Genomic DNA, 25,639 nt, shown 5'->3' on the forward strand with positions numbered 1-25,639 from the left:
TTCATTTCCCGGAGTTCACGTGACCGAACCACGCGCAGGTTTTTTGCTTACCCGCCACTGGCGAGATACCCCAACCGGCAGCGAAGTGGTGCTGTGGCTGGCGACTGATCAGGGACCGCAGCGGCTGGTGCTACCGACACAAGAGTCCGTGGCTTTCATTCCAGAAGAGTTCCGCCAGCAAACCGAAGCGTTGATCCGTGACGAGCGGCATATTCGTGTGCAATCGCTCGAACTGAAAGATTTCCGCCGTCGTCCGGTGTTTGGCCTTTATTGCCGTAGCCATCGCCAGCTGCAAAACCTGGAAAAGCGCCTGCGCGAAAATGGCATCGCGGTGTATGAGGCCGATATCCGCCCACCAGAGCGCTATTTGATGGAACGTTTCATCACTGCGCCGGTGTGGTTCAGCGGCGAGGTGCGCGGCGATAGCGTGGTCAATGCTCGCCTGAAACCGCATCCAGATTACCGCCCGCAGCTAAGATGGGTTTCGCTGGATATTGAAACCACGGAACACGGTGAGCTGTATTGCATCGGGCTGGAGGGCTGCGGTCAGCGCCAGGTGTATATGCTGGGTCCACCCAATGGCGATGCCAGCACGCTCGATTTCGATCTCATCTATGTGGATAGCCGCCCGCAGCTGCTGGAACAGCTCAATGCCTGGTTCGCCCGTCACGATCCTGACGTGATCATCGGCTGGAGCGTAGTGCAGTTCGATCTGCGCGTCCTGCAAAAACACGCCGATCGTTATGGCATTCCGCTGCGCTTAGGACGCCAAAATCAGGCGCTGGAGTGGCGCGAGCACGGCTTTAAGCCTGGCGTCTTCTTCGCACAAGCCACAGGACGGTTGGTGATTGATGGTATTGAAGCGCTGAAGTCCGCTTTCTGGGATTTCCCCTCCTTTAGTCTCGAAGCTGTATCCCGTCAGTTGCTTGGCGAAGGCAAAGCCATTGATAACCCGTGGCAGCGTATGGAAGAGATCAACTGGCGCTTTGCCCATGACAAACCGGCGCTGGCGAAGTACAACCTGAAAGATTGCGAGTTGGTGACGCGCATTTTCCATCACACTGCCATCATGCCGTTTCTGCTGGAACGCGCCACGGTCAATGGCCTGGCGGTCGATCGTCACGGCGGTTCGGTGGCGGCGTTTGGTCATCTTTATATTCCGCGTATGCATCGCGCAGGATTCGTGGCACCTAACCTTGGTGAAGTGGCACCCGAAGCAAGCCCCGGCGGTTATGTGATGGACTCACGGCCCGGCCTGTACGACTCGGTGCTGGTGCTCGATTACAAAAGCCTTTATCCCTCCATTATTCGCACCTTTCTGATCGATCCCGTCGGTTTGGTGGAGGGGCTGGCGCATCCAGACGATGCCGATTCCGTGCCCGGGTTTCGCCATGCGCGCTTCTCACGCCAAACCCATTGCCTGCCAGCGATTGTGGAGCAGATTTGGCAAGGGCGTGAAGCGGCTAAACGCAACGGCAATCAGCCTTTGTCACAGGCGCTGAAAATCATCATGAATGCCTTTTACGGCGTGCTTGGCACCAGCGCCTGTCGCTTCTTTGATCCACGTCTTGCGTCTTCAATTACCCTGCGTGGCCACGCCATCATGCAGCAAACACGCGAGCTGATTGAGGCCGAAGGGTTTGATGTGATTTATGGCGACACCGACTCCACCTTTGTCTGGCTCAAAGGCGCGCACAGCGAGGCGGAGGCCGCCGCCATTGGTCATCGTCTGGCTAAACAAGTCAATGCGTGGTGGCAGCAACATCTGCAGCAGACTTACGGGCTGGAGAGCGCACTGGAATTAGAGTACGAAACCCATTTCAGTCGCTTCCTGATGCCCACCATTCGCGGTGCTGAACAAGGCAGTAAAAAGCGCTACGCCGGCATGATTCGCAGCGACGGAACAGAGCGGCTGGTGTTTAAAGGGCTGGAGTCAGTACGCACCGACTGGACACCGCTGGCGCAGCAGTTCCAGCAAAATCTGTATGGCCGAATTTTTCGTGGTGAGCCATGGCAGGATTATATCCGTGAGACCGTGGCGCAGCTGCTGGCGGGCGAACTGGATGAATTACTGGTCTACAAAAAGCGCCTGCGCCGCCCGTTAAAAGATTATGAAAAAAACGTGCCACCCCATGTACGCGCTGCTCGCCTCGCCGATGAGCAAAATCGGAAATTACAGCGTCCATTACAGCATCAAAATGGCGGGTCCATTCGCTATGTGATGGCGACCGCTGGCCCGGAACCGCTGGAAGCGCGCACCACGCCGCTCGACTATGATCACTATGTCACCAAACAGTTACAACCGGTGGCAGATGGCATTTTACCCTTCGTCGGCGATGACTTTGCTACACTTATTACCGGGCAGCTGGGGCTTTTTTGACAGGTGACGAATGCCCTGCCATCCAGTACCATAGCGCCCTTCCTGTTTCTCACCGCATAGACACCCTGACCAAACTCTTGTTTGGCGGTGTTGTATTGCCTGAGTGCAGGTGAACTTCTTTATGGCATGTCAGAGAGTCGAGCTAAAAATATATGGTTTTTACACTGGGTCAGCGCTGGATTAGTGATACGGAAAGTGAACTGGGATTAGGAACGGTGGTGGCGATTGATACCCGCATGATCACCATGATGTTCCCGGCAACCGGCGAAAACCGCCTGTATGCCCGTAATGATGCTCCCGTCACCCGTGTGATTTTCAATCCGGGCGACACCATCACCAACCACGAAGGTTGGCAGATGAGCGTCGATGAAGTCCGCAACGATAACGAATTAATGACTTACATCGGCACGCGTCTCGACACCGAAGAAAGCGGCGTGGTGATGCGCGAAGTGATGCTGGATAGCAAACTGGTGTTCAGTAAGCCTCAGGATCGCCTGTTCGCCGGTCAGCTCGACCGTATGGACCGTTTTTCCTTGCGCTTCCGTGCGCGTAAATACCAGAGTGAGCAGTATCGCCTGCCGATCAGCGGCCTGCGCGGCATGCGCACCAACCTGATTCCGCATCAGCTGCATATCGCCCATGATGTTGGCCGTCGTCATGCGCCACGCGTGTTGCTGGCGGATGAAGTGGGCCTGGGTAAAACCATTGAAGCCGGGATGATTATTCAGCAACAGCTGCTGGCCGGTCGTGCCGATCGCGTACTGATCGTGGTGCCGGAAACGCTGCAGCACCAGTGGCTGGTAGAGATGTTGCGCCGCTTCAACCTGCGCTTTGCCCTGTTTGATGACGACCGCTACACCGAAGCCCAGCACGACAGCGATAACGCTTTTGAAACCGAGCAATTAATTATCTGCTCGCTAGACTTCGTGCGTCGCAATAAGCAGCGTTTGGAATTACTGGCTGATGCCGACTGGGATTTACTGGTGGTCGATGAAGCTCACCATCTGGCCTGGAGCGAAGAGGCGCCAAGCCGTGAATATCAGGTGATTGAACAGCTGGCGGAAAAAACGCCAGGCGTATTGCTGCTGACGGCCACGCCGGAACAGCTGGGTCTGGAAAGCCACTTTGCTCGCTTGCGTCTGCTCGATCCGAATCGCTTCCACGACTTCAGCCAGTTCGTGGCTGAGCAGCAGAACTATCGCCCGGTGGCTGATGCGGTGAGTTCGTTGCTGGCCGATCAGGCTATCACCAAAGAAGAGATGAACCTGATCAATGACCTGATCGGTGAACAGGACATCGAGCCGCTGCTGCAGGTGGCGAACAGCGATCGTGAAGGCAAAGAAGACGCACGCAAAGAGCTGGTCTCGATGTTGATGGACCGCCACGGCACCAGCCGCGTGCTGTTCCGTAACACCCGTAACGGCGTGAAGGGCTTCCCGAAACGCGAACTGCACCAGATTCGTTTGCCACTGCCTGCGCAATATCAAACCGCGATTAAAGTTTCCGGCATTATGGGCACGCGCAAGAGCGCAGAAGAACGCGCGCGTGACATGCTGTATCCGGAAAAGATTTATCAGGAATTTGAAGGTGATAGCGGTACCTGGTGGAACTTCGACCCACGCGTTGAGTGGCTGATGGGCTACCTGACCAGCAACCGTAAAGAGAAAGTGCTGGTGATTTGCGCTCAGGCTGCCACTGCGCTGCAACTGGAGCAGGTGCTGCGCGAGCGCGAAGGTATTCGTGCTGCAGTGTTCCACGAAGGATTATCCATTCTGGAACGCGACCGTGCTGCGGCATTTTTCGCTTCAGAAGAAGAAGGTGCGCAGGTGCTGCTGTGCTCGGAGATCGGTTCTGAAGGCCGTAATTTCCAGTTCGCCAGCCGCCTGGTAATGTTCGACCTGCCGTTTAACCCGGATCTGCTGGAACAGCGTATTGGCCGTCTCGACCGTATCGGCCAAATGCACGACATTCAGATCCTGGTGCCGTGGCTGGAAAAAACCGCCCAGGCGGTGCTGCTGCGCTGGTACCACGAAGGCCTGGATGCGTTTGAGCATACCTGTCCAACTGGACGCACCATTTATGACAGCGAATACAGCAAGTTAATCGAATACCTCGCCGCACCTGAGAATCCACAGGGGCTGGATGAGTTTATTGCAGAGAGTCGTAAACAGCACGACACGCTGAAAGCGCAGCTGGAGCAGGGGCGTGACCGCTTACTGGAGCTGAACTCCAACGGCGGCGAAGCAGCGCAGGCGCTGGCGAATGCTATCGGCGAACAGGATAACGACACCGATTTGGTTAACTTCGCGCTTAACCTGTTCGATATCGTCGGCATCAACCAGGAAGACCGCAGTGACAGCCTGATCGTGCTGACGCCATCCGATCATATGCTGGTGCCGGATTTCCCAGGTTTACCGGAAGATGGCTGCACCGTGACCTTCAACCGTAACCAGGCGCTGTCGCGTGAAGACACCCAGTTCATCACCTGGGAACATCCGCTGATCCGTAATGGTCTCGATTTGATCCTGTCCGGCGACACCGGCAGCTGTGCATTGTCACTGCTGAAGAACAAAGCGCTGCCGGTGGGGACGCTGCTGGTTGAGATGGTGTACGTGGTTGAAGCGCAGGCTCCGAAAAGCCTGCAACTCACCCGCTTCCTGCCGCCAACGCCGGTGCGTCTGCTGATGGATCGGACGGGCAACAACCTGGCAGGCAAAGTGGAGTTTGAAAGCTTTAACCGTCAGTTGAACGCCGTGAATCGTCACACCGGCAGCAAACTGGTCAATGCCGTGCAGCAGGAAGTGCATGAGATTCTGACGCAGGCTGAGAAAGTGGTGATTCCGGAAGCACAGGCGATTATCGCAGCGGCGAAAGTCGAGGCGGATGAGAAACTGAGTGCCGAGCTGTCACGTCTTGAAGCATTGCGAGCGGTCAACCCCAACATCCGTGATGATGAGGTTGAAGCGCTGGAAAGCAATCGCGAGCAGGTATTGGCGAGCCTCGGTGATGCGGGCTGGCGTCTGGACGCACTGCGTCTGATCGTCGTTACGCACCAATAATCGCTGAAGGCCGCTACGACATGTTGATGGAAGCCTACAATCCGCCGCTCGAACCCTGGTTACATATTCTGTATCAGGACGAGCACATTATGGTGGTCAACAAGCCAAGTGGCTTGTTGTCGGTGCCAGGCCGGCTGGAGGAGCACAAAGATAGCGTGATGACGCGCATTCAACGTGATTTCCCCCAGGCGGAATCGGTGCATCGGCTGGATATGGCCACCAGCGGCGTGATCGTGGTGGCGCTGAATAAGGCTGCGGAAAGAGAGCTCAAGCGGCAGTTCCGCGAACGTGAGCCATCTAAGTATTATGTGGCACGCGTGTGGGGCCATCCTGCGGCGGAAGAGGGATTGATCGATCTGCCGCTGATTTGCGACTGGCCTAATCGCCCTAAGCAAATGGTGTGCTTCGAGAACGGTAAAGCCGCGCAGACCGAATATCAGGTGCTGGAATACGAAGCGAGCAACAGTGCCCGCGTGCGGCTTAAACCGATTACCGGGCGCTCGCACCAGCTGCGCGTGCATCTACTGGCGCTGGGTCACCCGATTTTGGGCGACCGCTTTTATGCCCATGAAGAAGCACTGAGCATGGCGCCGCGTCTGCAACTGCACGCGGAGTCATTAACCATTACCCATCCGGCGTTTGGCAACAGCATGACGTTTAAGCAGCCAGCAGATTTTTAATCTGCAGGTCATAAAAAAGGGCCGTCAGTCATGACGGCCCTTTCAAATTCAATCTTAACGTTCCAGGCTATTTAAATCCTTTCTCCTTACGAATCAAATCGTAAGCCGCCTGAATCTCCTGCGCTTTCTGCTTCGCCATCTCCATCATTTCTGGCGGTAACCCTTTCGCCACCAGTTTGTCCGGATGATGCTCACTCATCAGCTTACGGTAAGCGCGTTTAATGGTGGTGCTGTCATCGCTGCTTTTTACCCCCAGCACACTACAGGCGTCATCCAGCGTCGGTCCGCGTTTCGCCTGTTGATAAGCACCGCCATAAGAGGAGCCACCGCCACCAAATTGTTGCCCACCTTCCATCATGCGAAGGAACTGATCGAACTGTGCCCGCGAAATGCCCAGCTCTTCCGCGATTACATACAGCACCTGGCGTTCATTGGGATGCAGCGAACCGTCAGCAAATGCCGCCTGAATCTGAATTTCCAGAAACATCCGAATCAGATCAAAACGACCAAAACAGGCGCTGCGCAGTTCACGCAATTTATTCCGCAGCGGATAGTCACTTTGCTTGCCTTCGCGGAAAGCACGCTGCGCAGCCATGCGGGCATCGCCATGCAGTTGCATACGATCCATAAATAAGGAAGCAATCTGGATATCTGCCTCGGTGACGCGCCCTTTTGACTTGGTCAAATGACCCATCACCTGAAAAGTGGTACTGAAAAACAGCGTCTGTCGCGCCTGATTATTGGCGAAATAGCCCTGTCCTTTTACGCTGCGCACTTTGTCAAACATATGACCAATGATCAGACCCAGTACAATGCCCCAGAAGCCTGCTCCGGAAAGTAAGCCGAGAGCCAGACCAATAACTTTTCCCCAGTAGCGCATAAACTCCTCAATTCGCCATGCTTGCGGCTGAAAATTGCATTATCATACCTTTCATTTACTTCAGTGCCTAACAGCAACGCGATCAGACAAGGATTAACACTGGCACAACGCCGGGCAGTAAGTTAGTCTCTGAGCCGATTGTCGGCATGATGCCCGTTCTCATGGAAATCCCGAACCGCGTATGAAAAAACAGATACCTACCCTGCTGGCAACCATGATTGGTGCAGCGCTCTACAGTCAGCAGTCATTCGCCGACGATCTTATGTCGCAATGTATGCTGGGCGTGCCGAGCTACAACCGTCCGCTGGTCAGCGGCGACACCAATTCCCTGCCTGTCACCATCAACTCTGACTCGGCCAAGGGTAACTACCCGAATGACGCGGTATTCACGGGCAATGTTGATGTGCAGCAGGGCAACAGCCGCTTACGTGCCGATGAGATGCAACTGCATCAGCGTCAGCAGGATGGACAGACCACGCCAGTGCGTACCGTGGATGCGCTGGGTAATGTGCACTATGACGACAACCAGGTCATCCTGAAAGGTCCGAAAGCGTGGTCCAATCTGAACACCAAAGACACCAACGTGTGGAACGGTGATTACCAGATGGTGGGCCGTCAGGGCCGTGGTGTTGCCGACCAGATGAAACTACGTGGCGACAACCGTTATACCATTCTGGAAAACGGCAGCTTCACCTCTTGCCTGCCCGGCTCTAATAGCTGGAGCGTGGTCGGTTCTGAAGTGATCCAGGACCGTCAGGAAGAAGTGGCGGAGATTTGGAACGCCCGCTTTAAACTCGGCAATGTGCCGGTGTTTTACAGCCCATATTTGCAGTTACCGATTGGCGATCGCCGTCGCTCCGGTTTCCTGATCCCGAATGCGAAGTACGGTAGTAACAACGGCTTCGAATTTATGCTGCCGTATTACTGGAACATCGCGCCACAGGCCGATGCCACCATTACGCCGCATTACATGAGCAAACGTGGTCTGCAATTGCAGAACGAATTCCGCTATCTGACCGTGTTTGGTGCCGGTTTGATGGAACTGGATTATCTGCCGTCCGATCAGCAGTACGACAACGACAAATCGGTGCGTGGCATCTCTCAGGATGCCAGTTCTGATCGCTGGTTATTCTACTGGCAGCATGCTGGGGTATATGAGCAGCACTGGCGTTTTAATGCCAACTATACCAAGGTCAGCGATCCCTACTACTTCAACGATCTTGATTCGAAGTACTACAGCTCGACGGATGGCTACGCGACTCAGAAATTTAGCTTCGGTTATGCTGATACCAATTGGGACGCCACACTGTCGACCAAAGATTTCCAGGTATTTGGTACGACAGATACCACCAATGTTTATCGTGCAATGCCTCAACTCGATCTGAATTTTTATCAGAACGATATAGGACCGTTTGATGGACATGTTTATGCGCAGGCGGTGAAATTCACCAACGTAAATAGCCGTATGCCAGAGGCAACACGGTTACATATCGAACCGACCTTGAACTTGCCACTTTCCAACGGCTGGGCAAGTCTGGACACCGAAGCAAAACTCCTGGCAACTCACTATCAGCAGACTGGCATCGAAAACTACAACAATAATGTTGATGCAGACAGTGCCAGCGGACAGTTGAAAAACTCAGTCAACCGAACCATGCCTCAGTTCAAAGTGGATGGACGTTTGGTGTTTGACCGCGATATGGATTGGGAACCGGGCTATACGCAAACGCTGGAACCGCGTGTTCAGTACCTTTATATCCCTTATCGCAACCAGAGCAATATCTACCCGTACGATTCGACATTGCTGCAAACCGACTACACCGGACTGTTCCGCGACCGTACATACAGCGGCCTGGATCGCATCGCGTCGGCTAACGAGCTCTCAACCGGTGTGACCACGCGAATTTATGATAACGATCTGGTTGAACGTTTTAACGTTTCTGTGGGTCAAATCTACTCGTTTACCCCGTCTCGTACCGGCGTAAACCAGACAAATGATGATGATGACACCGGCAGCCTGGTATGGGCTGGTGACACCTATTGGAAAATCAGCGATCGCTGGGGCGCGCGCGGTGGCATTCAATATGATACACGTCTTGACAATGTATCTCAGGGTAATGCCATTCTGGAGTACCGCCAGGATACCGATCGTATGGTGCAATTGAGCTACCGCTATAGCAGCCCTGAGTATGTCGCTCAGGCACTCAGCGGCTCAACACTGGTTACCGATCCTAATTATCGCAAAATTTACGAAAAAGGGATTTCACAAGTCGGTGCTACCGCGAGCTGGCCAATTGCTGATGCCTGGTCACTGGTCGGCGGTTATTACTACGATACCCGCAACAGTCGTCCGGCTGAACAACTGGTAGGCCTGCAGTACAGCTCGTGCTGCTACGCCATTCGTCTGGGTTACGAGCGCAAGATCAACGGTTGGGAAAACAACGACAGTAAGTACGACAACCAAATCTCATTCAACATTGAGCTACGTGGTCTGAGTTCTAACTATGGCTTAGGCACCAATGAAATGCTGCGTCAGGGCATCATCCCTTACCAGCGCGCTTTCTGATGTTGTGATGTTTGACAGGCTATCCCGCAGTGCGGAAACAACAATGGATAAAGTATGAAGAACTGGAGAATGCTGATTCTTGGTGTAGCGATCACCGCTAACACTGCGTTCGCAGCCCCACAAGAGGTTGATAAAGTTGCTGCCGTCGTGAATAACGGCGTGGTACTGGAAAGTGACGTTGATAACATGATGCGCACCGTGAAATCACAGGCGCAGCAGGCTCATCAACAGTTACCTGATGACAAAACCTTGCGTCATCAGATCCTTGAGCGTCAGGTCATGGATGCCATCATTCTTCAGATGGGCGAGAAAGCCGGCTTGCAGGTCACCGATCAGCAGTTAGATCAGGCTATTCAAAATATTGCCGCACAAAATAAGATGAGCATGGACCAGTTGCGTAGCCGCCTGGCCTATGACGGAATGAACTACAACGCTTACCGTGCGCAGATCCGTCAGGAAATGCTGATCTCCGAAGTGCGTAATAACGAAGTGCGCCGCCGTGTCACCATCCTGCCGCAGGAAGTGGATACGCTGGCAACGCAGATTGGTTCTCAGAACACTCAGGGTACTGAACTGAACGTGAGCCAGATCTTGCTGCCGCTGTCAGAAAATCCGACGCAACAGCAGGTTGACGATCAGGAAGCGCTGGCGCGTCAATTAGTGGGTCAACTGAAAAGCGGTGCCGATTTCGGCAAAATGGCAGTGACTTACTCTGCCGATCCGCAAGCGCTGAAAGGCGGCAACATGGGTTGGGCGAAAATTGAAGAGTTGCCGACCCTGTTCTCGCAAGCGTTAAGCACCGCGAAGAAAGGCGACATCGTCGGCCCCATCCGTTCTGGCGTCGGCTTCCACATTCTGAAAGTGAACGATCTTCGCGGTGAGAGCAAAAACATCTCTGTCACCGAAGTGCATGCGCGTCACATTCTGCTGAAGCCTTCTCCGATTCTCACTGACGCGCAGGCGCAAGCGAAGATCGAGCAGATTGCTGCAGATATCAAAAGTGGTAAAACCACCTTTGCCGCTGCAGCAAAACAGTTCTCTGACGATCCGGGTTCAGCCAATCAGGGCGGTGATCTCGGCTGGGCAACCCCGGAAATCTACGATCCTGCCTTCCGTGATGCGCTGCTGAAGCTGCAAAAAGGCCAGGTCAGTGAGCCGGTACACTCATCCTTCGGCTGGCATCTGATTCAGTTACTGGATACCCGTCAGGTTGATAAAACCGATGCGGCGCAGAAAGAGCGTGCTTATCGTCTGCTGTTTAACCGTAAATTTGCCGAAGAAGCACAAACCTGGATGCAGGAACAACGCGCCAGTGCTTACGTGAAGATTCTGGACAACAATGGTCAGTAATTATCGTGTCGTGATCACCCCCGGCGAACCCGCCGGGATTGGTCCTGATCTCACCGTTCAACTGGCTCAGCTCGACTGGCCAGTTGAACTGGTGGTCTGTGCCGATGGCCATGTGCTGCGTCAGCGCGCCCAGCAACTGGGCTTACCGCTGACGCTGCGCGATTACCAACCGGGTGTTGCGGCACAAGCACAGCAGGCCGGTACGTTAACGCTGCTGCAGGTTGATACCGCGCAGCCGGTCACGCCTGGTGAATTAACCGTAGCGAATGGGCATTACGTATTGGAAACGCTGGCGCGTGCCTGCGACGGTTGCCTAAACGGTGAATTTGCTGCGTTGATTACCGGACCCGTGCACAAAGGCGTCATCAATGACGCCGGCATTCCGTTTACTGGTCATACCGAATTCTTCGCCGAGCGTGCCGGTGGCGATCGCGTGGTGATGATGCTGGCCACCGAAGAGTTACGCGTCGCGCTCGCCACCACGCATTTGCCGTTAAAAGATGTCGCTGATGCGATTACTCGCGACAGCCTGCATGAGGTGATTACGATTCTGCATCAGGATTTACAGCAGAAGTTCGGTTTACCCCATCCGCATATCTTTGTCTGCGGCCTGAATCCGCACGCGGGCGAAAGCGGCCATATGGGCCGTGAAGAAATTGATACTATCATTCCGGCGCTCGACGAACTACGTCAGCAAGGTATACAGCTTACCGGCCCATTACCGGCTGATACGCTGTTCCAGCCGAAGTACCTACAGCATGCCGATGCGGTCCTGGCGATGTATCACGATCAGGGCTTACCGGTGCTAAAATTTCAGGGGTTTGGTCGCGCGGTGAATATCACCCTTGGCCTGCCCTTTATCCGGACTTCTGTCGACCATGGTACCGCGCTGGAATTAGCCGGCCAGGGCAAGGCGGAACCGGGCAGCTTTATCACGGCGCTTAATCTCGCCATCACTATGATCAAGAGCAGTAATGAATAATCGCGTCCATCAGGGGCATTTTGCCCGTAAACGTTTCGGGCAGAACTTCCTGAACGATCAGTACATTATCGACAGCATTGTCTCCGCTATTCACCCGCAGAAGGGAGAAGCGATTGTGGAGATTGGTCCCGGCCTGGGTGCCTTAACTGAACCGGTGGGCGAACGCCTCGATGAACTGACCGTTGTAGAGCTGGACCGCGATCTGGCTGCACGTTTGCAGACCCATCCGTTCCTCGGACCTAAGCTGACCATTTACCAGCAAGATGCCATGACCTTCGATTTCTCGGCGCTGGCGCAAGAGAAAGGTCAGCCACTACGCGTCTTTGGCAACCTGCCGTACAATATTTCGACCCCGCTGATGTTCCACCTTTTCAGCTATACTGGTTCGATTAAAGACATGCACTTCATGCTGCAGAAAGAAGTGGTAAACCGTTTGGTTGCCGGACCAGGCAGTAAAGCGTATGGCCGCCTGAGCGTGATGGCTCAGTACTATTGCCAGGTGATTCCGGTGCTGGAAGTTCCACCCGAATCTTTCACGCCTGCGCCAAAAGTTGACTCCGCCGTGGTGCGTTTGATCCCTTACCCAGAACCACCTTATCCGGTGAGCGATATTCGCCTGCTGAGCCGCATCACCACTGAAGCCTTTGGTCAACGCCGTAAAACCCTGCGTAACAGCCTTGCACATATGTTTACTGCGGGTGCGTTGGATGAACTGAACATTGATGCCTCGCTGCGTGCTGAGAATGTCACCGTGGCGCAGTATTGCCAATTGGCGAATTGGCTGGGCAATCATCAGGCTGAAACCCCGGAGAAATAAGTGTATGAGTGAACTGGCCCGCGTCTGTATTCATGTATTGAGTCAATATGTGGAATCACAATCCTTGCCCGACGAGGATCGTTACGTGTTTGCCTACACCATCACCATACGTAATCTGGGACGAAATAGCGTTCAACTGCATAGTCGCTACTGGCTTATCACCAATGGCAACGGTCGTGAGACTGAAGTTCAGGGGGAAGGTGTGGTTGGCGAGCAACCGCACATTGCCGCTGGCGGTGAGTATCAGTACACCAGCGGTGCGATTCTGGAAACCCCTATGGGCACCATGCAAGGTCACTATGTGATGATCGACGATGAAGGTGAAGAATTTCACGTCGACATTCCGGTGTTCCGACTCGCCGTGCAAACCCACATACATTAATCCCCCTCCGCCCGGCCAGTCCGGGCGGCGCGTTTTGATCGGACTGACGTAATGAGTACATACCTGATTGGCGATATTCACGGCTGTTATGACGAGCTACGTGCGCTGCTGGCGCAGGTTGATTTCGATCCGCAGCAAGACGAGCTTTGGCTAACCGGCGACTTAGTGGCGCGTGGCCCGGGTTCGCTGGATGTGCTGCGCTATGTGAAATCGCTGGGAGATTGCGTACGACTGGTGCTCGGCAATCACGATCTGCATCTGCTGGCGGTTTATGCGGGCATCAGCCGTAACAAACCTAAAGATCGTCTGACGCCATTGTTAGAGGCGCAGGACGCGGATGAGCTGATCAACTGGTTACGTCGCCAGCCGCTGCTACAAGTGGATGAAGAGAAAAAGTTGTTGATGGCTCACGCAGGGATCACGCCGCAATGGGATCTCGACACCGCAAAACTCTGTGCACGTGAAGTTGAAGCCGTATTGGCCAGCGACACCTATCCGCTGTTCCTGGATGCGATGTACGGCGACATGCCAAACAACTGGACGCCGGAATTGAGCGGCTTGGCGCGTCTGCGCTTCAGTACCAATGCCCTGACGCGTATGCGCTTCTGCTTCCCCAACGGTCAGTTGGATATGATCTGCAAAGAAGCCCCCAACTCTGCCCCACCGCCGCTGAAACCCTGGTTCCTGGTTCCCGGCAAGATCAGCAGTGACTACACGCAGGTGTTTGGTCACTGGGCTTCACTGGAAGGCAAAGGGACGCCTGAGCACATTATCGGCCTGGATACCGGTTGTTGCTGGGGCGGCACGCTGACGCTGCTGCATTGGGAATCGCAACGCTATTATGTGCAGGCCTCCAACCGCGAAAAGGCGATGGCAGAGAGTGCCGCCAGCGTACATCCGCCATTGAGCGATATGTCATAAACAAAAAGCCCCGCAACGTGCGGGGCTTTTTTTGTTCGCCATAAAGGGTGGTTCTGAGATTTCCCGGTCGCCCTGTAGGGCAACACCACGACGAAATGAGACGATTTTCTCAGGGGCACATTGATGGGTGCCGGGATAAACATCAACGGCGATCTAAAATCTCAAAGCAGTAGCTGTGCGAGTTTTGCGCATCGGCGTCATGAAACTCGCTAAAGGTCGATTGCCACTCATCCGGCTCGTAATCCGGGAATTGGGTGTCACCTTCGACTTCGGCATCAATGTGTGTGAGATACAAACGATCGGCGCGCGCCAGCATCTGTTCGTAAATGCGACCGCCACCGATCACCATGACCTCTTCCACGTCTCCCGCCGCTTTCACTGCTTCGTCCAGCGAAGTCACCCAGGTCACGCCTTCATGGGTGCCCGGCTGGCTGCTCACCACGATATTCAAACGTCCCGGTAGCGGGCGGCCGATTGATTCAAAGGTCAGACGCCCCATAATCACCGGTTTATTCAGCGTATTACGTTTAAACCACGCCAAATCAGCAGGCAGGTTCCAGGGCATGGCGTTTTCCATACCAATAATGCGATCGGCTGCCAGTGCTGCGATCAGACTAATCATGTTAAAAGACCTACAGGAAAAAAATTGGCGCCATCATACGTAAAGGCGAAAGTTTCGTCGATAGGCCGCCCCCGCTATTTGCGTAAAGCTCCTATGCGACCGCATTTTTGTTATTGGACAGAGTTTTACACCGACTTTCCCACCATACATGGAAATAGACGCCAGATTAGTCCAGCGGAACGCTACAACTCAGGGTGAAATGAGGCTTTGACGTGATGGAGTGTAAAGAAAACCGCACTGTCTGCGACAAAGAAAAACGGCTCCCGCAGGAGCCGTTGATACTTCGATTAGAAATCGTAGCGCAGACGCACCAGGTTCATGTTACCCAGTGATTTGTCGGTGCTAGAAGTGATCACGTATTCGTAATCCACCTGGAAGCCGTAATCCAGTTTAGTGCTGATACCGACGCCATTGTCGATACGCTTGTAGTTACGTCCATTGACGAACTCCAGACGGTCACCCATGAAGTATGGCTGGATCGATTTAACCGCATACTGATCGATAGCGAATTTGTAGCCCGCGAAGTATTCAACGCCCCACGCATCATCTGCGAAGTAGTTGTTTACGTTCTTCACTGTCGTTGGGGAGAAGTTCTGGTACCAACCCGCACCTGCAGACAACGTCCAGTTATCCGGTTTCCAGCTCAGCGCGGTACCGTAGATGTTCTGGTTGTAATCTTTGTCATCGCCATTGGCAGCATTACGCATGGTGGCGCGTGTATAGTTCCACGCCGTGCCCCATGTTAAATCTTTTGTGATGTGGTAATCGATACCCAGTGAACCACCGCTCTTACGCTTATAGCGCAGGCTGTTGTTCTTCTGCAGCAGTTCATTATCTGCAAACAGATAAGACGCGTAAACATCAACGTCGCCGAAGGTATTTTTGTACTTCAGCATCTTACGTGAACGGTATGATCCGTCGTAATCGCCGTTGATACCGTTGCCCGGTGCCTGAGCCAGCATGTCGTAGTCCCAGATATCGGTCTTCGCGCCGACCACATCATAGTAAACGCTGTTCTGCTGACCAAAGGTCAACTGACCCCAGGTTTTGCTCTTCAGACCGGTGTAAAGCTGACGACGCGTGGTGTTGTTCTGGCCATCGGCATAGTGGTTATCCCAACCCCACCAGGCCGGGAAGTTCACGCCCAGCTCGTAGTAGCTGACCCAGCTGATGTCATCAAACAGGTAGTAATCCGCGGAGAAACGGAAACGTGAACCACCATCGTAGCCGTTACGCTTGTACGATTGATCACTGACGCCAGCCTGATGCTGGAACTGAGGACGAATACTGCCGCCGACTTTGAAATCAAGACGACTAAGTGGATCGCCTGCCTGCGGATCCTGCTTCAGCAGGGTAATTTCCGCCTGGCTGGCGAGAGGCGCAGCAACTAATAACGCAGCCACTGCGCTGAGGGTGAAAGCACGCATTTTCATTTTTTATATCCCAGTTAAGGTGAGCGCTCTATTGATGAGCGCTCAAGATAGTACGGTGCGCTTACCGGGATCGTATTTATAATTTTGTGCGGATAATCCGAGGTGTAACCGTTATCGCATCAACTGATAAAAACCATGTCAAATCAATATATTTTTCACACATAACCTTATTCAACCAACGATAAACAGGCGAAAAAAAACGGCTCCCTAAGGAGCCGTTTTCAGTCGGTCAACTTATTGATTAACCTTTGATTTGCGCATGCATTTCCTGCACTGAAATCACTTTCTCTGTCGGATCTGCATTCAACGCCATCGCGGTAGCAAATCCACCATTCAGCGTGGTGTCATAATGCACTTTATATTGCAGTGCACTGCGGCGAATCAGTTTGGAATCTTCAATCGCCTGACGACCTGCGGTGGTATTGACGATGTAGGTGTATTCGCCATTCTTCAGACGGTCCTGAATGTGTGGACGACCTTCATGCACCTTGTTAACCAGACGTGGGTTGATACCGGCTTCACCCAGCACCACAGCGGTGCCGTGTGTAGCGTCCAACTCGAAGCCAAACTTCTGCAGCTTCGCCGCCAGGTCAACGATACGTTTCTTATCGCCTTCGCGCACAGACAGTAACGCACGACCGGTTTTCTTCATGTTGCTCTGCGCACCCAGCATCGCTTTGGCGAACGCTTCCGCAAAGGTACGGCCGACACCCATCACTTCGCCGGTAGAACGCATCTCCGGACCAAGAATCGGGTCAACACCCGGGAACTTGTTGAACGGTAGCACCACTTCTTTCACCGAATAATACGGTGGAATGATTTCTTTCGTGACGCCCTGCTCAGCCAGGGTTTTACCTGCCATCACGCGCGCAGCCACTTTCGCTAAAGGTACGCCAGTCGCTTTAGACACGAATGGCACGGTACGCGCCGCACGTGGGTTCACCTCAATCAGGTAAACCTCGTTGTCCTTCACTGCAAACTGCACGTTCATCAAACCGCGTACGTTCAGCTCGAAAGCCAGTTTCTCGACCTGTTGACGCATCACGTTCTGGATTTCAGTGCTCAGCGTATAAGCCGGCAGTGAACAAGCGGAGTCACCTGAGTGAACGCCGGCTTGTTCGATGTGCTCCATGATGCCGCCAATCAGCACACGTTCACCGTCGCAAATCGCATCCACGTCGACTTCCACTGCATCATCCAGGAAACGGTCCAGCAGTACCGGTGCATCGTTGGAAACCGAAACCGCGGTCTGGAAGTAACGCTTCAGGTCGATTTCATCATAAACGATTTCCATCGCACGACCGCCCAGCACATAGGAAGGACGTACCACCAACGGATAACCGATACCTGCCGCTTTCTCAACAGCTTGCTCCAGCGTAGCCACGGTGGCGTTAGCCGGTTGCTTCAGGCTCAGGCGATCAACCGCCTGCTGGAAACGTTCACGGTCTTCAGCACGGTCAATCGCATCTGGGCTAGTACCTATCACGGGCACACCTGCTGCTTCCAGCGCGCGAGCCAGCTTCAGCGGGGTCTGGCCGCCGTACTGCACGATGACGCCTTTAGGCTTCTCGATGCGCACGATTTCCAGCACGTCTTCCAGCGTCACCGGTTCGAAGTACAAACGGTCGGAGGTGTCGTAGTCAGTTGATACGGTTTCCGGGTTACAGTTCACCATAATGGTTTCGTAACCGTCGTCGCGCAGCGCCAGTGCCGCATGTACGCAGCAGTAATCGAACTCGATACCCTGACCGATACGGTTTGGACCGCCGCCCAAAATCATGATTTTGTCACGATCCTGGTTTGGATTGGCCTCGCACTCTTCTTCATAAGTGGAGTACATATAAGCGGTATCGGTGGAGAATTCTGCCGCACAGGTGTCTACGCGTTTGTAGACTGGGTGCAGGTTGAACTGCTGACGCAGTTTGCGAATTTCGCTCTCTGCCACGCCCGCCAGGTTTGCCAGACGCACGTCAGCAAAGCCTTTGCGCTTCAGTGCACGTAGGAAATCAGCATTCAGTGAGTTGACACCTTCACGCGCAACCTGCTCTTCCAGACGTACCAGCTCTTCGATTTGCACCAGGAACCAGCGGTCAATGTTAGTCAGGTTGAACACGCCATCCACCGACAAACCGGCACGGAACGCATCCGCGATGTACCAGATACGGTCAGAACCGGCATCTTTCAGCTCACGGCGGATGCGGGTCAGGGCTTCGGCATCATCCAGATCCACTTTCGGGTCGAAGCCGTTTGCCCCCACTTCCAGACCGCGCAGCGCTTTCTGCATTGATTCCTGGAAGGTGCGGCCAATCGCCATCACTTCACCCACAGATTTCATCTGCGTGGTCAGGCGGTCATTGGCACCAGCGAACTTCTCGAAGTTGAAGCGAGGAATCTTGGTCACAACGTAGTCGATTGACGGCTCAAACGACGCCGGCGTACGACCGCCGGTGATGTCATTCATCAGCTCATCGAGAGTGAAGCCCACCGCCAGTTTCGCGGCGACTTTTGCAATCGGGAAACCGGTCGCTTTGGAAGCCAGCGCCGAGGAGCGCGACACGCGCGGGTTCATTTCGATAACCACAAGACGGCCGTCTTTTGGGTTAACCGAGAACTGCACGTTAGAACCGCCGGTTTCCACGCCGATTTCACGCAGTACCGCCAGCGAGGCGTTACGCATGATTTGGTATTCTTTATCCGTCAGGGTTTGCGCCGGTGCCACGGTGATGGAGTCACCGGTGTGGATACCCATCGCATCGAAGTTTTCGATTGAGCAGACGATGATGCAGTTGTCGTTTTTATCACGCACCACTTCCATCTCGTACTCTTTCCAGCCAATCAGCGACTCATCAATCAGCAGCTCATTGGTCGGTGACAGGTCGAGACCACGTTCACAAATCTCTTCGAACTCTTCACGGTTGTAAGCGATACCGCCACCGGTGCCGCCCATAGTAAAGGAAGGACGAATGATGCACGGGAAGCCAACGTCTTCGGCCACCGCCAGCGCTTCCTCCATGGTATGCGCGATACCGGAACGCGCGGTGCCGAGGCCGATGCTTTTCATCGCCACGTCGAAACGGCGGCGGTCTTCAGCTTTATCGATGGCATCCGCAGTCGCACCGATCATGGTGACGCCGAACTCAGCCAGCACACCCTGACGCTCCAGCTCCAGCGCACAGTTCAGTGCAGTCTGGCCACCCATGGTCGGCAGCACCGCATCCGGACGCTCTTTTTCGATAATCTTACGCACCACTTCCCAGTGAATCGGCTCGATGTAAGTCGCATCGGCCATTTCTGGGTCAGTCATGATGGTGGCCGGGTTGGAGTTCACCAGAATGACGCGGTAACCCTCTTCACGCAGCGCTTTACACGCCTGCGCACCGGAGTAGTCAAATTCACATGCCTGGCCGATAACGATCGGGCCAGCGCCAAGGATCAGGATGGATTTTATGTCTGTACGTTTTGGCATCGTGGGCTCCTGATTACTTCGCGTTAGAACGGTAAGCTTCGATCAGTTCGATAAAGTGATCGAACAGCGGCGCCGCATCGTGCGGGCCTGGGCTCGCTTCAGGGTGTCCCTGGAAGCTGAAGGCCGGTTTATCTGTGCGGTGAATACCTTGCACCGTCTGGTCGAACAGCGACACATGCGTGACACGCAGATTCGCTGGCAGCTGGCTGTCATCAACCGCGAAACCGTGGTTCTGCGCGGTAATCATCACCACATTGTTGTCGAGATCTTTGACCGGATGGTTGCCGCCGTGGTGGCCGAGTTTCATCTTGATGGTTTTCGCACCGCTTGCCAGTGCCAGCAGCTGATGGCCAAGACAGATACCGAACACCGGAATATCGGTTTTCAGGAACGCCTGAATTGCACTGATGGCGTAGTCGCAAGGCTCCGGGTCACCAGGACCGTTCGACAGGAAAATGCCGTCTGGATTGAGTGCCAGCACCTCTTCTGCGCTGGTCTTTGCCGGGACAACCGTCAAACGGCAACCGCGATCCACCAGCATTCGCAGGATGTTGCGCTTAGCGCCGAAGTCATAGGCGACAACGTGGAATGGCAGCTCTGCAGCCGTTTTCTGCTCAGGCAAATCCCCTTCCAGTGTCCAGCTACCCTGCTGCCACGCGTAAGTTTCCGCCGTGGTCACTTCTTTCGCCAGGTCCATGCCTTTCAAGCCCGGGAAGGCCTGCGCTTTTTGCAGCGCCAGTGCCGCATCCGGATTATCACCCGCGATAATGCAGCCGCTCTGAGCGCCCTTCTCGCGCAGCAAACGGGTCAGTTTGCGCGTGTCGATATCGGCGATGCCGACAATGTTATTGCGCTGCAAGTAAGCTGACAGGCTTTCTTCACTACGGAAGTTGCTGGTGATCAGCGGCAGGTCGCGAATAACGAGGCCTTGAGCATGGATTTGGCTGGATTCTTCATCGACGGCGTTAACGCCAACATTGCCGATATGGGGATAAGTGAGGGTAACGATTTGGCGGGAATAGGAAGGATCAGTGAGGATTTCTTGATAACCAGTCATTGACGTGTTGAAAACGACTTCCCCCACTGCCGACCCCGTTGCCCCGATGGCCCGACCGTGGAATTGGGTTCCGTCTTCCAGAACCAAGAGCGCTGACTTAATCAAAACATCCTCCAGGGAATAAACAGTCACAATATTTGCATATTAATTCAAAATACATGCCCGAATCAATGCAAAATCCGCCTGAATGCTCGAATTTTGGCAAATTGCGCGCATTCTAATGATCGACCTTCAGCTTGTCTACCCTGAGTGGCTATTTTTTTGTATTTTTAAGGCTGTTGAATGTTAAAAAGCGAGAAAGGCGATAAAAGAGTGAGATAAGTGAGGAAAATAAACGGTTGCTAAGCGGCAATAATCGCAAACACGTGCTACCGCGCATAAATTTTTGACCAAATGGTCAAAAATCGCATCTTACTGACCTCCTAACAGAACTAAACATTGAAAAACAGCCATCAAAAGACAAAAATACAATTAAGCCATCATTTTAATAAGTAAAATAAAGGGCAATGATCACATTGCCCTATTCAATCATCATCTTACCGATTGAAATAACCACATCACGATGGTTCACAACACTCACAACATCGATAAATCCAGCACATCCCGCATATCATAGAGGCCAGATTTCTTGTTCTTCAACCAACTTGCCGCCTTAACTGCGCCATTAGCAAAGGTCATGCGGCTGGAAGCCTTATGGGTAATCTCTACACGCTCGCCAATATCAGCAAACATCGCGGTATGTTCACCAACAATATCGCCTGCGCGTACGGTAGCAAAGCCGATGGTCTGTGCTTGACGCTCGCCGGTATGGCCTTCGCGTGCGTAAACCGCGTGCTCGTCCAATTTCCAGTTCATCGCATCGGCAATCGCTTCGCCCATCGCTAACGCTGTACCTGATGGTGCATCAACTTTATGACGGTGGTGCGCTTCCACAATTTCAATATCAGCATAGTCACCCATCACTTTGGCTGCTTGCTGCAGCAGATTCAGCACCAGGTTCACACCAACACTAAAGTTAGCGGCAAACACAATGCCAATTTCTTCGGCAGCGGCGCGAATCGCTTCTTTACCTGCCTCATCAAAGCCGGTGGTGCCAATCACCATCGCCTTTTTATGCTTGCGGCAGAATGCCAGGTATTCCAGCGTACCTTCCGGCCGAGTAAAGTCGATCAGCACATCAAAATCATTGACCACTTTCAGCAAATCATCGGTAACGGTAATACCGGTTTTACCGATACCAGCCAGTTCACCTGCGTCAGCGCCCAGCAGTGAAGAACCGCTACGTGCCAGTGCTGCGCCTAACGCGACACCTTCCGCTTGCTGCACAGCCTGAATTAAATTGCGTCCCATGCGGCCTGGCGCACCAACGATAGCAATGCGGATATCACTCATAATTATTCATTCCTGATACAAATCTATGCATGCAAAGCGTAAACAGGTTAACGGTCAGATAACCGTCACGCCACAATAAAAAAGGGATAATAAGAATTTTATGCCAGCCGCCAAACATTATCAGTAAAAGCAATCCCACCTGCTGGAAGTGGTCTATTTGGCGACGACAGATAAAGAAAAGGCCGAACGATGTCGGCCTGATTCTGTTTCGATAGCAAACGCTTACTGGACGTTGCGCACTTCGACACGCAACTCTTTCGGCACTTCAAACACAATGTTCTCTTCACGGCCAATCAACTCAATCGCGGCTTCGCCACCATACTCTTTCAAGCGCTGAATCACCTGCTGCACCAGAATATCCGGTGCCGAGGCACCCGCCGTCACACCGATGATCTGCTTGCCTTTAACCCACTCTTCCTGAATGTCATCCGCTGAATCGATCAGCTTCGCCAGTTTCCCCGCACGCTGTGCCAGTTCGGCCAGACGGTTGGAGTTAGAGGAGTTTTTCGAGCCCACCACCAGCACCACTTCCGCATCACGCGCCAGAACACGCACGGCTTCCTGGCGGTTAGTCGTGGCGTAACAGATATCATCTTTGCGTGGGCCAATAATTGCCGGAAAGCGCTGACGCAGTGCATCAATCACATCTGACGTATCATCAACCGATAAAGTTGTCTGCGTCATGAAGCACAGATTGCCTTCGTCCTTAACGCTCAGCTTGAACACATCTTCCGGTGACTCCACCAAATACATGCCACCGTTGGGGTTGTTGTACTGCCCCATGGTGCCTTCCACTTCAGGGTGTCCGGCATGACCAATCAGAATGGCTTCCACACCTTTACGGCTGGCGCGCGCCACTTCCATATGTACCTTGGTCACCAGCGGACAAGTGGCGTCAAACAGCATCGTGAGATTGCGCGCTTTCGCTTCCGCCCGCACCGCCTGAGAAACGCCGTGAGCAGAGAAGATCAGGATGGCATCGTCCGGCACTTCGCTGATCTCTTCAATGAAGATCGCTCCCCGATCGCGCAAGCTGCTCACCACGTAGCGGTTATGTACCACTTCGTGACGCACGTAGATCGGTGCACCGTACATCTCCAGCGCGCGCACCACGATGCTAATGGCGCGATCCACGCCTGCACAGAAACCGCGAGGGTTAGCTAACAGGATTTGCATCGCTGGCCTCCAGCACCGGATCAATCTCCAGCACTTCAATTTCAAACTGAATGCGCTGGCCGGCCAACGGATGGTTAAAATCAACGGTGATCGAGTCACCGGAAATTTCACGGATCACACCCGGCATCTCGCTACCACCTCTGCCGCTGAACAGCATGATGGAACCGACTTCCGGTTCGCCAGCATCTTTAAAGTCACGGCGCGAAAAGTACTGAACCAGGTCCGGACTGGTGCCACCAAAGGCATCTTCCGGTGCCAGCGTAAAGGCATGCTTATCGCCGACTTTACGTCCTAACAGTTCCTGTTCCAATGCACCAGACAAGCTGCCATCTCCCAGACGGAACAGCGCTGGTTTGCCGTTGGCGCGTGTTGATTCCGCTGTTGAGCCATCTTCCAGCTTCAGCGTGAAATGCACCAGCAACGCGCTATCGCGCTGTACGAAGTCGGTCATCTGTTACCCTTTCTCTTTTACCTGTTTATCTTTCGGGGTGAGAAAACCTTCTAACACCACCAACGCCGCGCCGATGCAGATTCCGCAGTCAGCGATATTAAAGGTGGCGAAGTGCCAGTCTCCAACATAGAAGTCGATGAAATCGACCACGAAGCCGTGATAAGCACGATCAAACAGGTTACCCAATGCCCCGCCGATAATCAGCGCATAAGCAATATTGGTTAATTTATTACTGGCGCGGTTGCGATACATCATCACCACCAGCGCCACAACGATAGCAATCGCAATGCCGGCAAAGAACCAGCGCTGCCAACCGCCTTTGTCCGCCAGGAAACTGAACGCCGCGCCATAGTTATGCGCGTAGAACAGATTCAGGAACGGTATCAGCGGCTGAGTTTCATGCAGCATCATGTTATTCATGATCCACTGCTTGCTGGCGAAATCGACCACGATCACCACCAGCACCAGCCACAACCAGCGCAATCCGGTAGAGCAGAGTTTACTCATCAGGCAAATTTCCGCACTTCACCGTTGCCGGCTACGTTGGTGTAACAACGTCCACAGACCGCAGCATGCTCCGGATTCTGGCCAACGTCAGTAGTGTAATGCCAGCAACGCGGACATTTCTCGCCTTCTGCTTTATGCAGTGCGATTTTCAGACCTTTCAGTACTTCGCTCTGCTGTGCTTCATCGCTGGCCGTAGCGTAATCCGCCACCGTAGCGCCGGAAGTCAGCAGGACAAAACGCAGCTCATCGCCCAGCGCCTGCAGTTTAGCGGCCAGTTCAGCATCCGCGTAAAGCGTTACTGTGGCTTCCAGCGCGCCACCGATACGTTTATCGCTGCGCGCCTGCTCGATCACTTTGTTGACTTCGCCGCGCACTTTCAGCAGCTCATCCCAATAAGCGTCGTTCAGTGCTTCGTTATCTGCCAGACCAAACAGGCCTTCATACCACTCTTCGGTGAATACGTATTTAGCACGTTCACCCGGCAGGTAGCCCCAGATTTCATCAGCAGTGAAGGACATGATTGGCGCCATCCAGCGCACCAGCGCTTCAACAATGTGCCACAGCGCGGTCTGGCAACTGCGACGCGCCAGGCTGTCACCTTTCGCGGTGTACTGACGATCTTTAATCACATCAAGATAGAACGAGCCCATTTCGATGGAGCAGAAGTGCATCAGACGCTGCACCACTTCATGGAAATCGTAGTTCTCGTAAGACTGGACGATGTCCTGCTGTGCAGCCAGCGCACGGCCAACCGCCCAGCGATCTACCACCACCATCTCTTCGGGTTTCACACAATCGGTCGCCGGGTTGAAGCCCGCGAGGTTAGCCAGCAGGAAACGCGCGGTGTTACGGATACGACGATAGCTGTCCGCTGCACGCTTCAGGATTTCGTCGGACACCGCCATTTCACCGGAGTAATCCGTTGAGGCGACCCACAGACGCAAGATATCCGCACCCAGTTTGTCCATCACATCCTGCGGAGCCACGGTGTTACCGATGGATTTCGACATTTTGCGGCCCTGACCGTCCACGGTGAAACCGTGCGTCAGTACCTGACGGTAAGGCGCTTTGCCTTTCATCGCCGTCGAGATCATCAGCGAAGACATGAACCAGCCACGATGCTGATCTGAACCTTCCAGATACATATCCGGCGCATGGCCGCCAAATTCTGGGCGCGAATCGACCACAGAGTAGCTGGTTGATCCTGAATCGAACCACACATCCAGCGTATCTGGCACTTTGACATAGTGATCAGCGTCATCGCCCATCAGATCACGCGGATCAAGATCCCACCATGCCTGAATGCCATCCTGCTCTACGCACTTCGCGACTTTTTCCATCAGCTCCAGTGTATCCGGGTGCAGCTGCTCGGTCTCTTTATGTACGAATAGCGCCATTGGCACGCCCCACGTACGCTGACGCGAGATACACCAATCTGGACGGTTCGCCACCATCGCTTCGATACGCGCCTGGCCCCAGTCTGGGATCCACTGCACGCCTTTGATCTCTTTCAGCGAC

General features: G+C 53.8%; 19 protein-coding genes. 9 read left to right on the plus strand and 10 right to left on the minus strand.

Going from position 1 to position 25,639, the window contains the following annotated elements:
• Positions 1-19 precede the first annotated feature (19 nt).
• From polB to rluA, 3 genes are all read left to right on the plus strand, one after another.
• Positions 20-2,380 carry a DNA polymerase II gene (gene polB, locus H7A81_RS07165; RefSeq protein ID WP_182057102.1) on the plus strand — a complete coding sequence of 787 codons (2,361 nt, stop codon included), beginning with the start codon at positions 20-22 and terminating at the stop codon, positions 2,378-2,380.
• 152 nt (positions 2,381-2,532) lie between these two features.
• Complete coding sequence (rapA, locus tag H7A81_RS07170; RefSeq protein ID WP_182057103.1) at positions 2,533-5,439, plus strand: RNA polymerase-associated protein RapA; 2,907 nt, start codon at positions 2,533-2,535, stop codon at positions 5,437-5,439.
• Between the two features lie 20 nt (positions 5,440-5,459).
• Entirely contained in the window at positions 5,460-6,119 is a 660-nt protein-coding gene (gene rluA, locus H7A81_RS07175; protein ID WP_182057104.1) for a bifunctional tRNA pseudouridine(32) synthase/23S rRNA pseudouridine(746) synthase RluA, read from the plus strand.
• Positions 6,120-6,186: 67 nt separating this feature from the next.
• On the opposite strand, the gene djlA is transcribed toward rluA, so the two are convergent.
• A complete protein-coding gene (djlA, locus tag H7A81_RS07180) occupies positions 6,187-6,999 on the minus strand; it encodes a co-chaperone DjlA (protein WP_058959353.1) in 813 nt (270 codons plus the stop codon).
• A 181-nt stretch (positions 7,000-7,180) separates the two neighbouring features.
• Between djlA and lptD the strand changes: the two genes are divergently transcribed.
• Genes lptD through apaH form a run of 6 tightly spaced genes read left to right on the plus strand, consistent with a single transcriptional unit; the run spans position 7,181 to position 14,017 of the window.
• Entirely contained in the window at positions 7,181-9,565 is a 2,385-nt protein-coding gene (gene lptD, locus H7A81_RS07185; protein ID WP_182057105.1) for an LPS assembly protein LptD, read from the plus strand.
• Positions 9,566-9,619: 54 nt separating this feature from the next.
• Positions 9,620-10,915 carry a peptidylprolyl isomerase SurA gene (surA, locus tag H7A81_RS07190; protein ID WP_034826072.1) on the plus strand — a complete coding sequence of 432 codons (1,296 nt, stop codon included), beginning with the start codon at positions 9,620-9,622 and terminating at the stop codon, positions 10,913-10,915.
• Positions 10,905-11,897, plus strand: a complete 993-nt coding sequence (gene pdxA / locus H7A81_RS07195; protein ID WP_182057106.1) for a 4-hydroxythreonine-4-phosphate dehydrogenase PdxA — start codon at positions 10,905-10,907, stop codon at positions 11,895-11,897. Before surA ends, pdxA begins: the two co-directional genes overlap by 11 nt.
• Positions 11,890-12,714, plus strand: coding sequence for a 16S rRNA (adenine(1518)-N(6)/adenine(1519)-N(6))-dimethyltransferase RsmA (gene rsmA, locus H7A81_RS07200; RefSeq protein WP_182057107.1), 825 nt, complete (start codon positions 11,890-11,892; stop codon positions 12,712-12,714). The genes pdxA and rsmA overlap by 8 nt, the downstream gene beginning before the upstream one ends.
• Positions 12,715-12,718: 4 nt before the next feature.
• A complete protein-coding gene (apaG, locus tag H7A81_RS07205; protein WP_034826077.1) occupies positions 12,719-13,096 on the plus strand; it encodes a Co2+/Mg2+ efflux protein ApaG in 378 nt (125 codons plus the stop codon).
• Positions 13,097-13,147: 51 nt separating this feature from the next.
• Positions 13,148-14,017: a bis(5'-nucleosyl)-tetraphosphatase (symmetrical) ApaH gene (gene apaH, locus H7A81_RS07210; protein ID WP_166934020.1), complete on the plus strand. Its 870-nt coding sequence runs from the start codon at positions 13,148-13,150 to the stop codon at positions 14,015-14,017.
• 142 nt (positions 14,018-14,159) lie between these two features.
• On the opposite strand, the gene folA is transcribed toward apaH, so the two are convergent.
• From folA to H7A81_RS07255, 9 genes are all read right to left on the minus strand, one after another.
• Complete coding sequence (folA, locus tag H7A81_RS07215) at positions 14,160-14,639, minus strand: type 3 dihydrofolate reductase (protein ID WP_034826087.1); 480 nt, start codon at positions 14,637-14,639, stop codon at positions 14,160-14,162.
• A 287-nt stretch (positions 14,640-14,926) separates the two neighbouring features.
• Positions 14,927-16,072 (minus strand): porin, encoded by a 1,146-nt coding sequence (locus H7A81_RS07220; protein ID WP_182057108.1) that lies wholly within the window; start codon positions 16,070-16,072, stop codon positions 14,927-14,929.
• Between the two features lie 241 nt (positions 16,073-16,313).
• Positions 16,314-19,538: a carbamoyl-phosphate synthase large subunit gene (gene carB, locus H7A81_RS07225; RefSeq protein WP_182057109.1), complete on the minus strand. Its 3,225-nt coding sequence runs from the start codon at positions 19,536-19,538 to the stop codon at positions 16,314-16,316.
• A 13-nt stretch (positions 19,539-19,551) separates the two neighbouring features.
• Positions 19,552-20,700, minus strand: coding sequence for a glutamine-hydrolyzing carbamoyl-phosphate synthase small subunit (gene carA, locus H7A81_RS07230; RefSeq protein WP_182057110.1), 1,149 nt, complete (start codon positions 20,698-20,700; stop codon positions 19,552-19,554).
• 471 nt (positions 20,701-21,171) lie between these two features.
• Entirely contained in the window at positions 21,172-21,987 is an 816-nt protein-coding gene (gene dapB, locus H7A81_RS07235) for a 4-hydroxy-tetrahydrodipicolinate reductase (RefSeq protein WP_160833563.1), read from the minus strand.
• 222 nt (positions 21,988-22,209) lie between these two features.
• Positions 22,210-23,163 carry a 4-hydroxy-3-methylbut-2-enyl diphosphate reductase gene (gene ispH, locus H7A81_RS07240; RefSeq protein WP_182057111.1) on the minus strand — a complete coding sequence of 318 codons (954 nt, stop codon included), beginning with the start codon at positions 23,161-23,163 and terminating at the stop codon, positions 22,210-22,212.
• Complete coding sequence (fkpB, locus tag H7A81_RS07245) at positions 23,144-23,614, minus strand: FKBP-type peptidyl-prolyl cis-trans isomerase (protein WP_160869768.1); 471 nt, start codon at positions 23,612-23,614, stop codon at positions 23,144-23,146. The genes ispH and fkpB overlap by 20 nt, the downstream gene beginning before the upstream one ends.
• A gap of 3 nt (positions 23,615-23,617) precedes the next feature.
• The gene (gene lspA / locus H7A81_RS07250) at positions 23,618-24,121 is read right to left on the minus strand and encodes a signal peptidase II (RefSeq protein WP_038649144.1); all 504 of its coding nucleotides are present in this window, start codon (positions 24,119-24,121) and stop codon (positions 23,618-23,620) included.
• Positions 24,121-25,639: isoleucine--tRNA ligase (locus H7A81_RS07255; protein WP_182057112.1), on the minus strand; the 1,519-nt coding region annotated here is incomplete at its 5' end. The genes lspA and H7A81_RS07255, both read right to left, overlap by 1 nt.

Source organism: Pantoea sp. ME81 (assembly GCF_903970985.1).
Lineage (GTDB): Bacteria > Pseudomonadota > Gammaproteobacteria > Enterobacterales > Enterobacteriaceae > Pantoea > Pantoea communis.

Bases quoted from the DNA above. Each gene is read 5' to 3' on its own strand.
- folA (WP_034826087.1), bottom strand. From the start codon at position 14,639: ATGATTAGTCTGATCGCAGCACTGGCAGCCGATCGCATTATTGGTATG.
- ispH (WP_182057111.1), bottom strand. From the start codon at position 23,163: ATGCAAATCCTGTTAGCTAACCCTCGCGGTTTCTGTGCAGGCGTGGAT.
- lspA (WP_038649144.1), bottom strand. From the start codon at position 24,121: ATGAGTAAACTCTGCTCTACCGGATTGCGCTGGTTGTGGCTGGTGCTG.
- carB (WP_182057109.1), bottom strand. From the start codon at position 19,538: ATGCCAAAACGTACAGACATAAAATCCATCCTGATCCTTGGCGCTGGC.
- djlA (WP_058959353.1), bottom strand. From the start codon at position 6,999: ATGCGCTACTGGGGAAAAGTTATTGGTCTGGCTCTCGGCTTACTTTCC.
- H7A81_RS07220 (WP_182057108.1), bottom strand. From the start codon at position 16,072: ATGAAAATGCGTGCTTTCACCCTCAGCGCAGTGGCTGCGTTATTAGTT.
- pdxA (WP_182057106.1), top strand. From the start codon at position 10,905: ATGGTCAGTAATTATCGTGTCGTGATCACCCCCGGCGAACCCGCCGGG.
- surA (WP_034826072.1), top strand. From the start codon at position 9,620: ATGAAGAACTGGAGAATGCTGATTCTTGGTGTAGCGATCACCGCTAAC.
- apaH (WP_166934020.1), top strand. From the start codon at position 13,148: ATGAGTACATACCTGATTGGCGATATTCACGGCTGTTATGACGAGCTA.
- rapA (WP_182057103.1), top strand. From the start codon at position 2,533: ATGGTTTTTACACTGGGTCAGCGCTGGATTAGTGATACGGAAAGTGAA.
- apaG (WP_034826077.1), top strand. From the start codon at position 12,719: ATGAGTGAACTGGCCCGCGTCTGTATTCATGTATTGAGTCAATATGTG.
- rsmA (WP_182057107.1), top strand. From the start codon at position 11,890: ATGAATAATCGCGTCCATCAGGGGCATTTTGCCCGTAAACGTTTCGGG.
- lptD (WP_182057105.1), top strand. From the start codon at position 7,181: ATGAAAAAACAGATACCTACCCTGCTGGCAACCATGATTGGTGCAGCG.
- fkpB (WP_160869768.1), bottom strand. From the start codon at position 23,614: ATGACCGACTTCGTACAGCGCGATAGCGCGTTGCTGGTGCATTTCACG.
- dapB (WP_160833563.1), bottom strand. From the start codon at position 21,987: ATGAGTGATATCCGCATTGCTATCGTTGGTGCGCCAGGCCGCATGGGA.
- rluA (WP_182057104.1), top strand. From the start codon at position 5,460: ATGTTGATGGAAGCCTACAATCCGCCGCTCGAACCCTGGTTACATATT.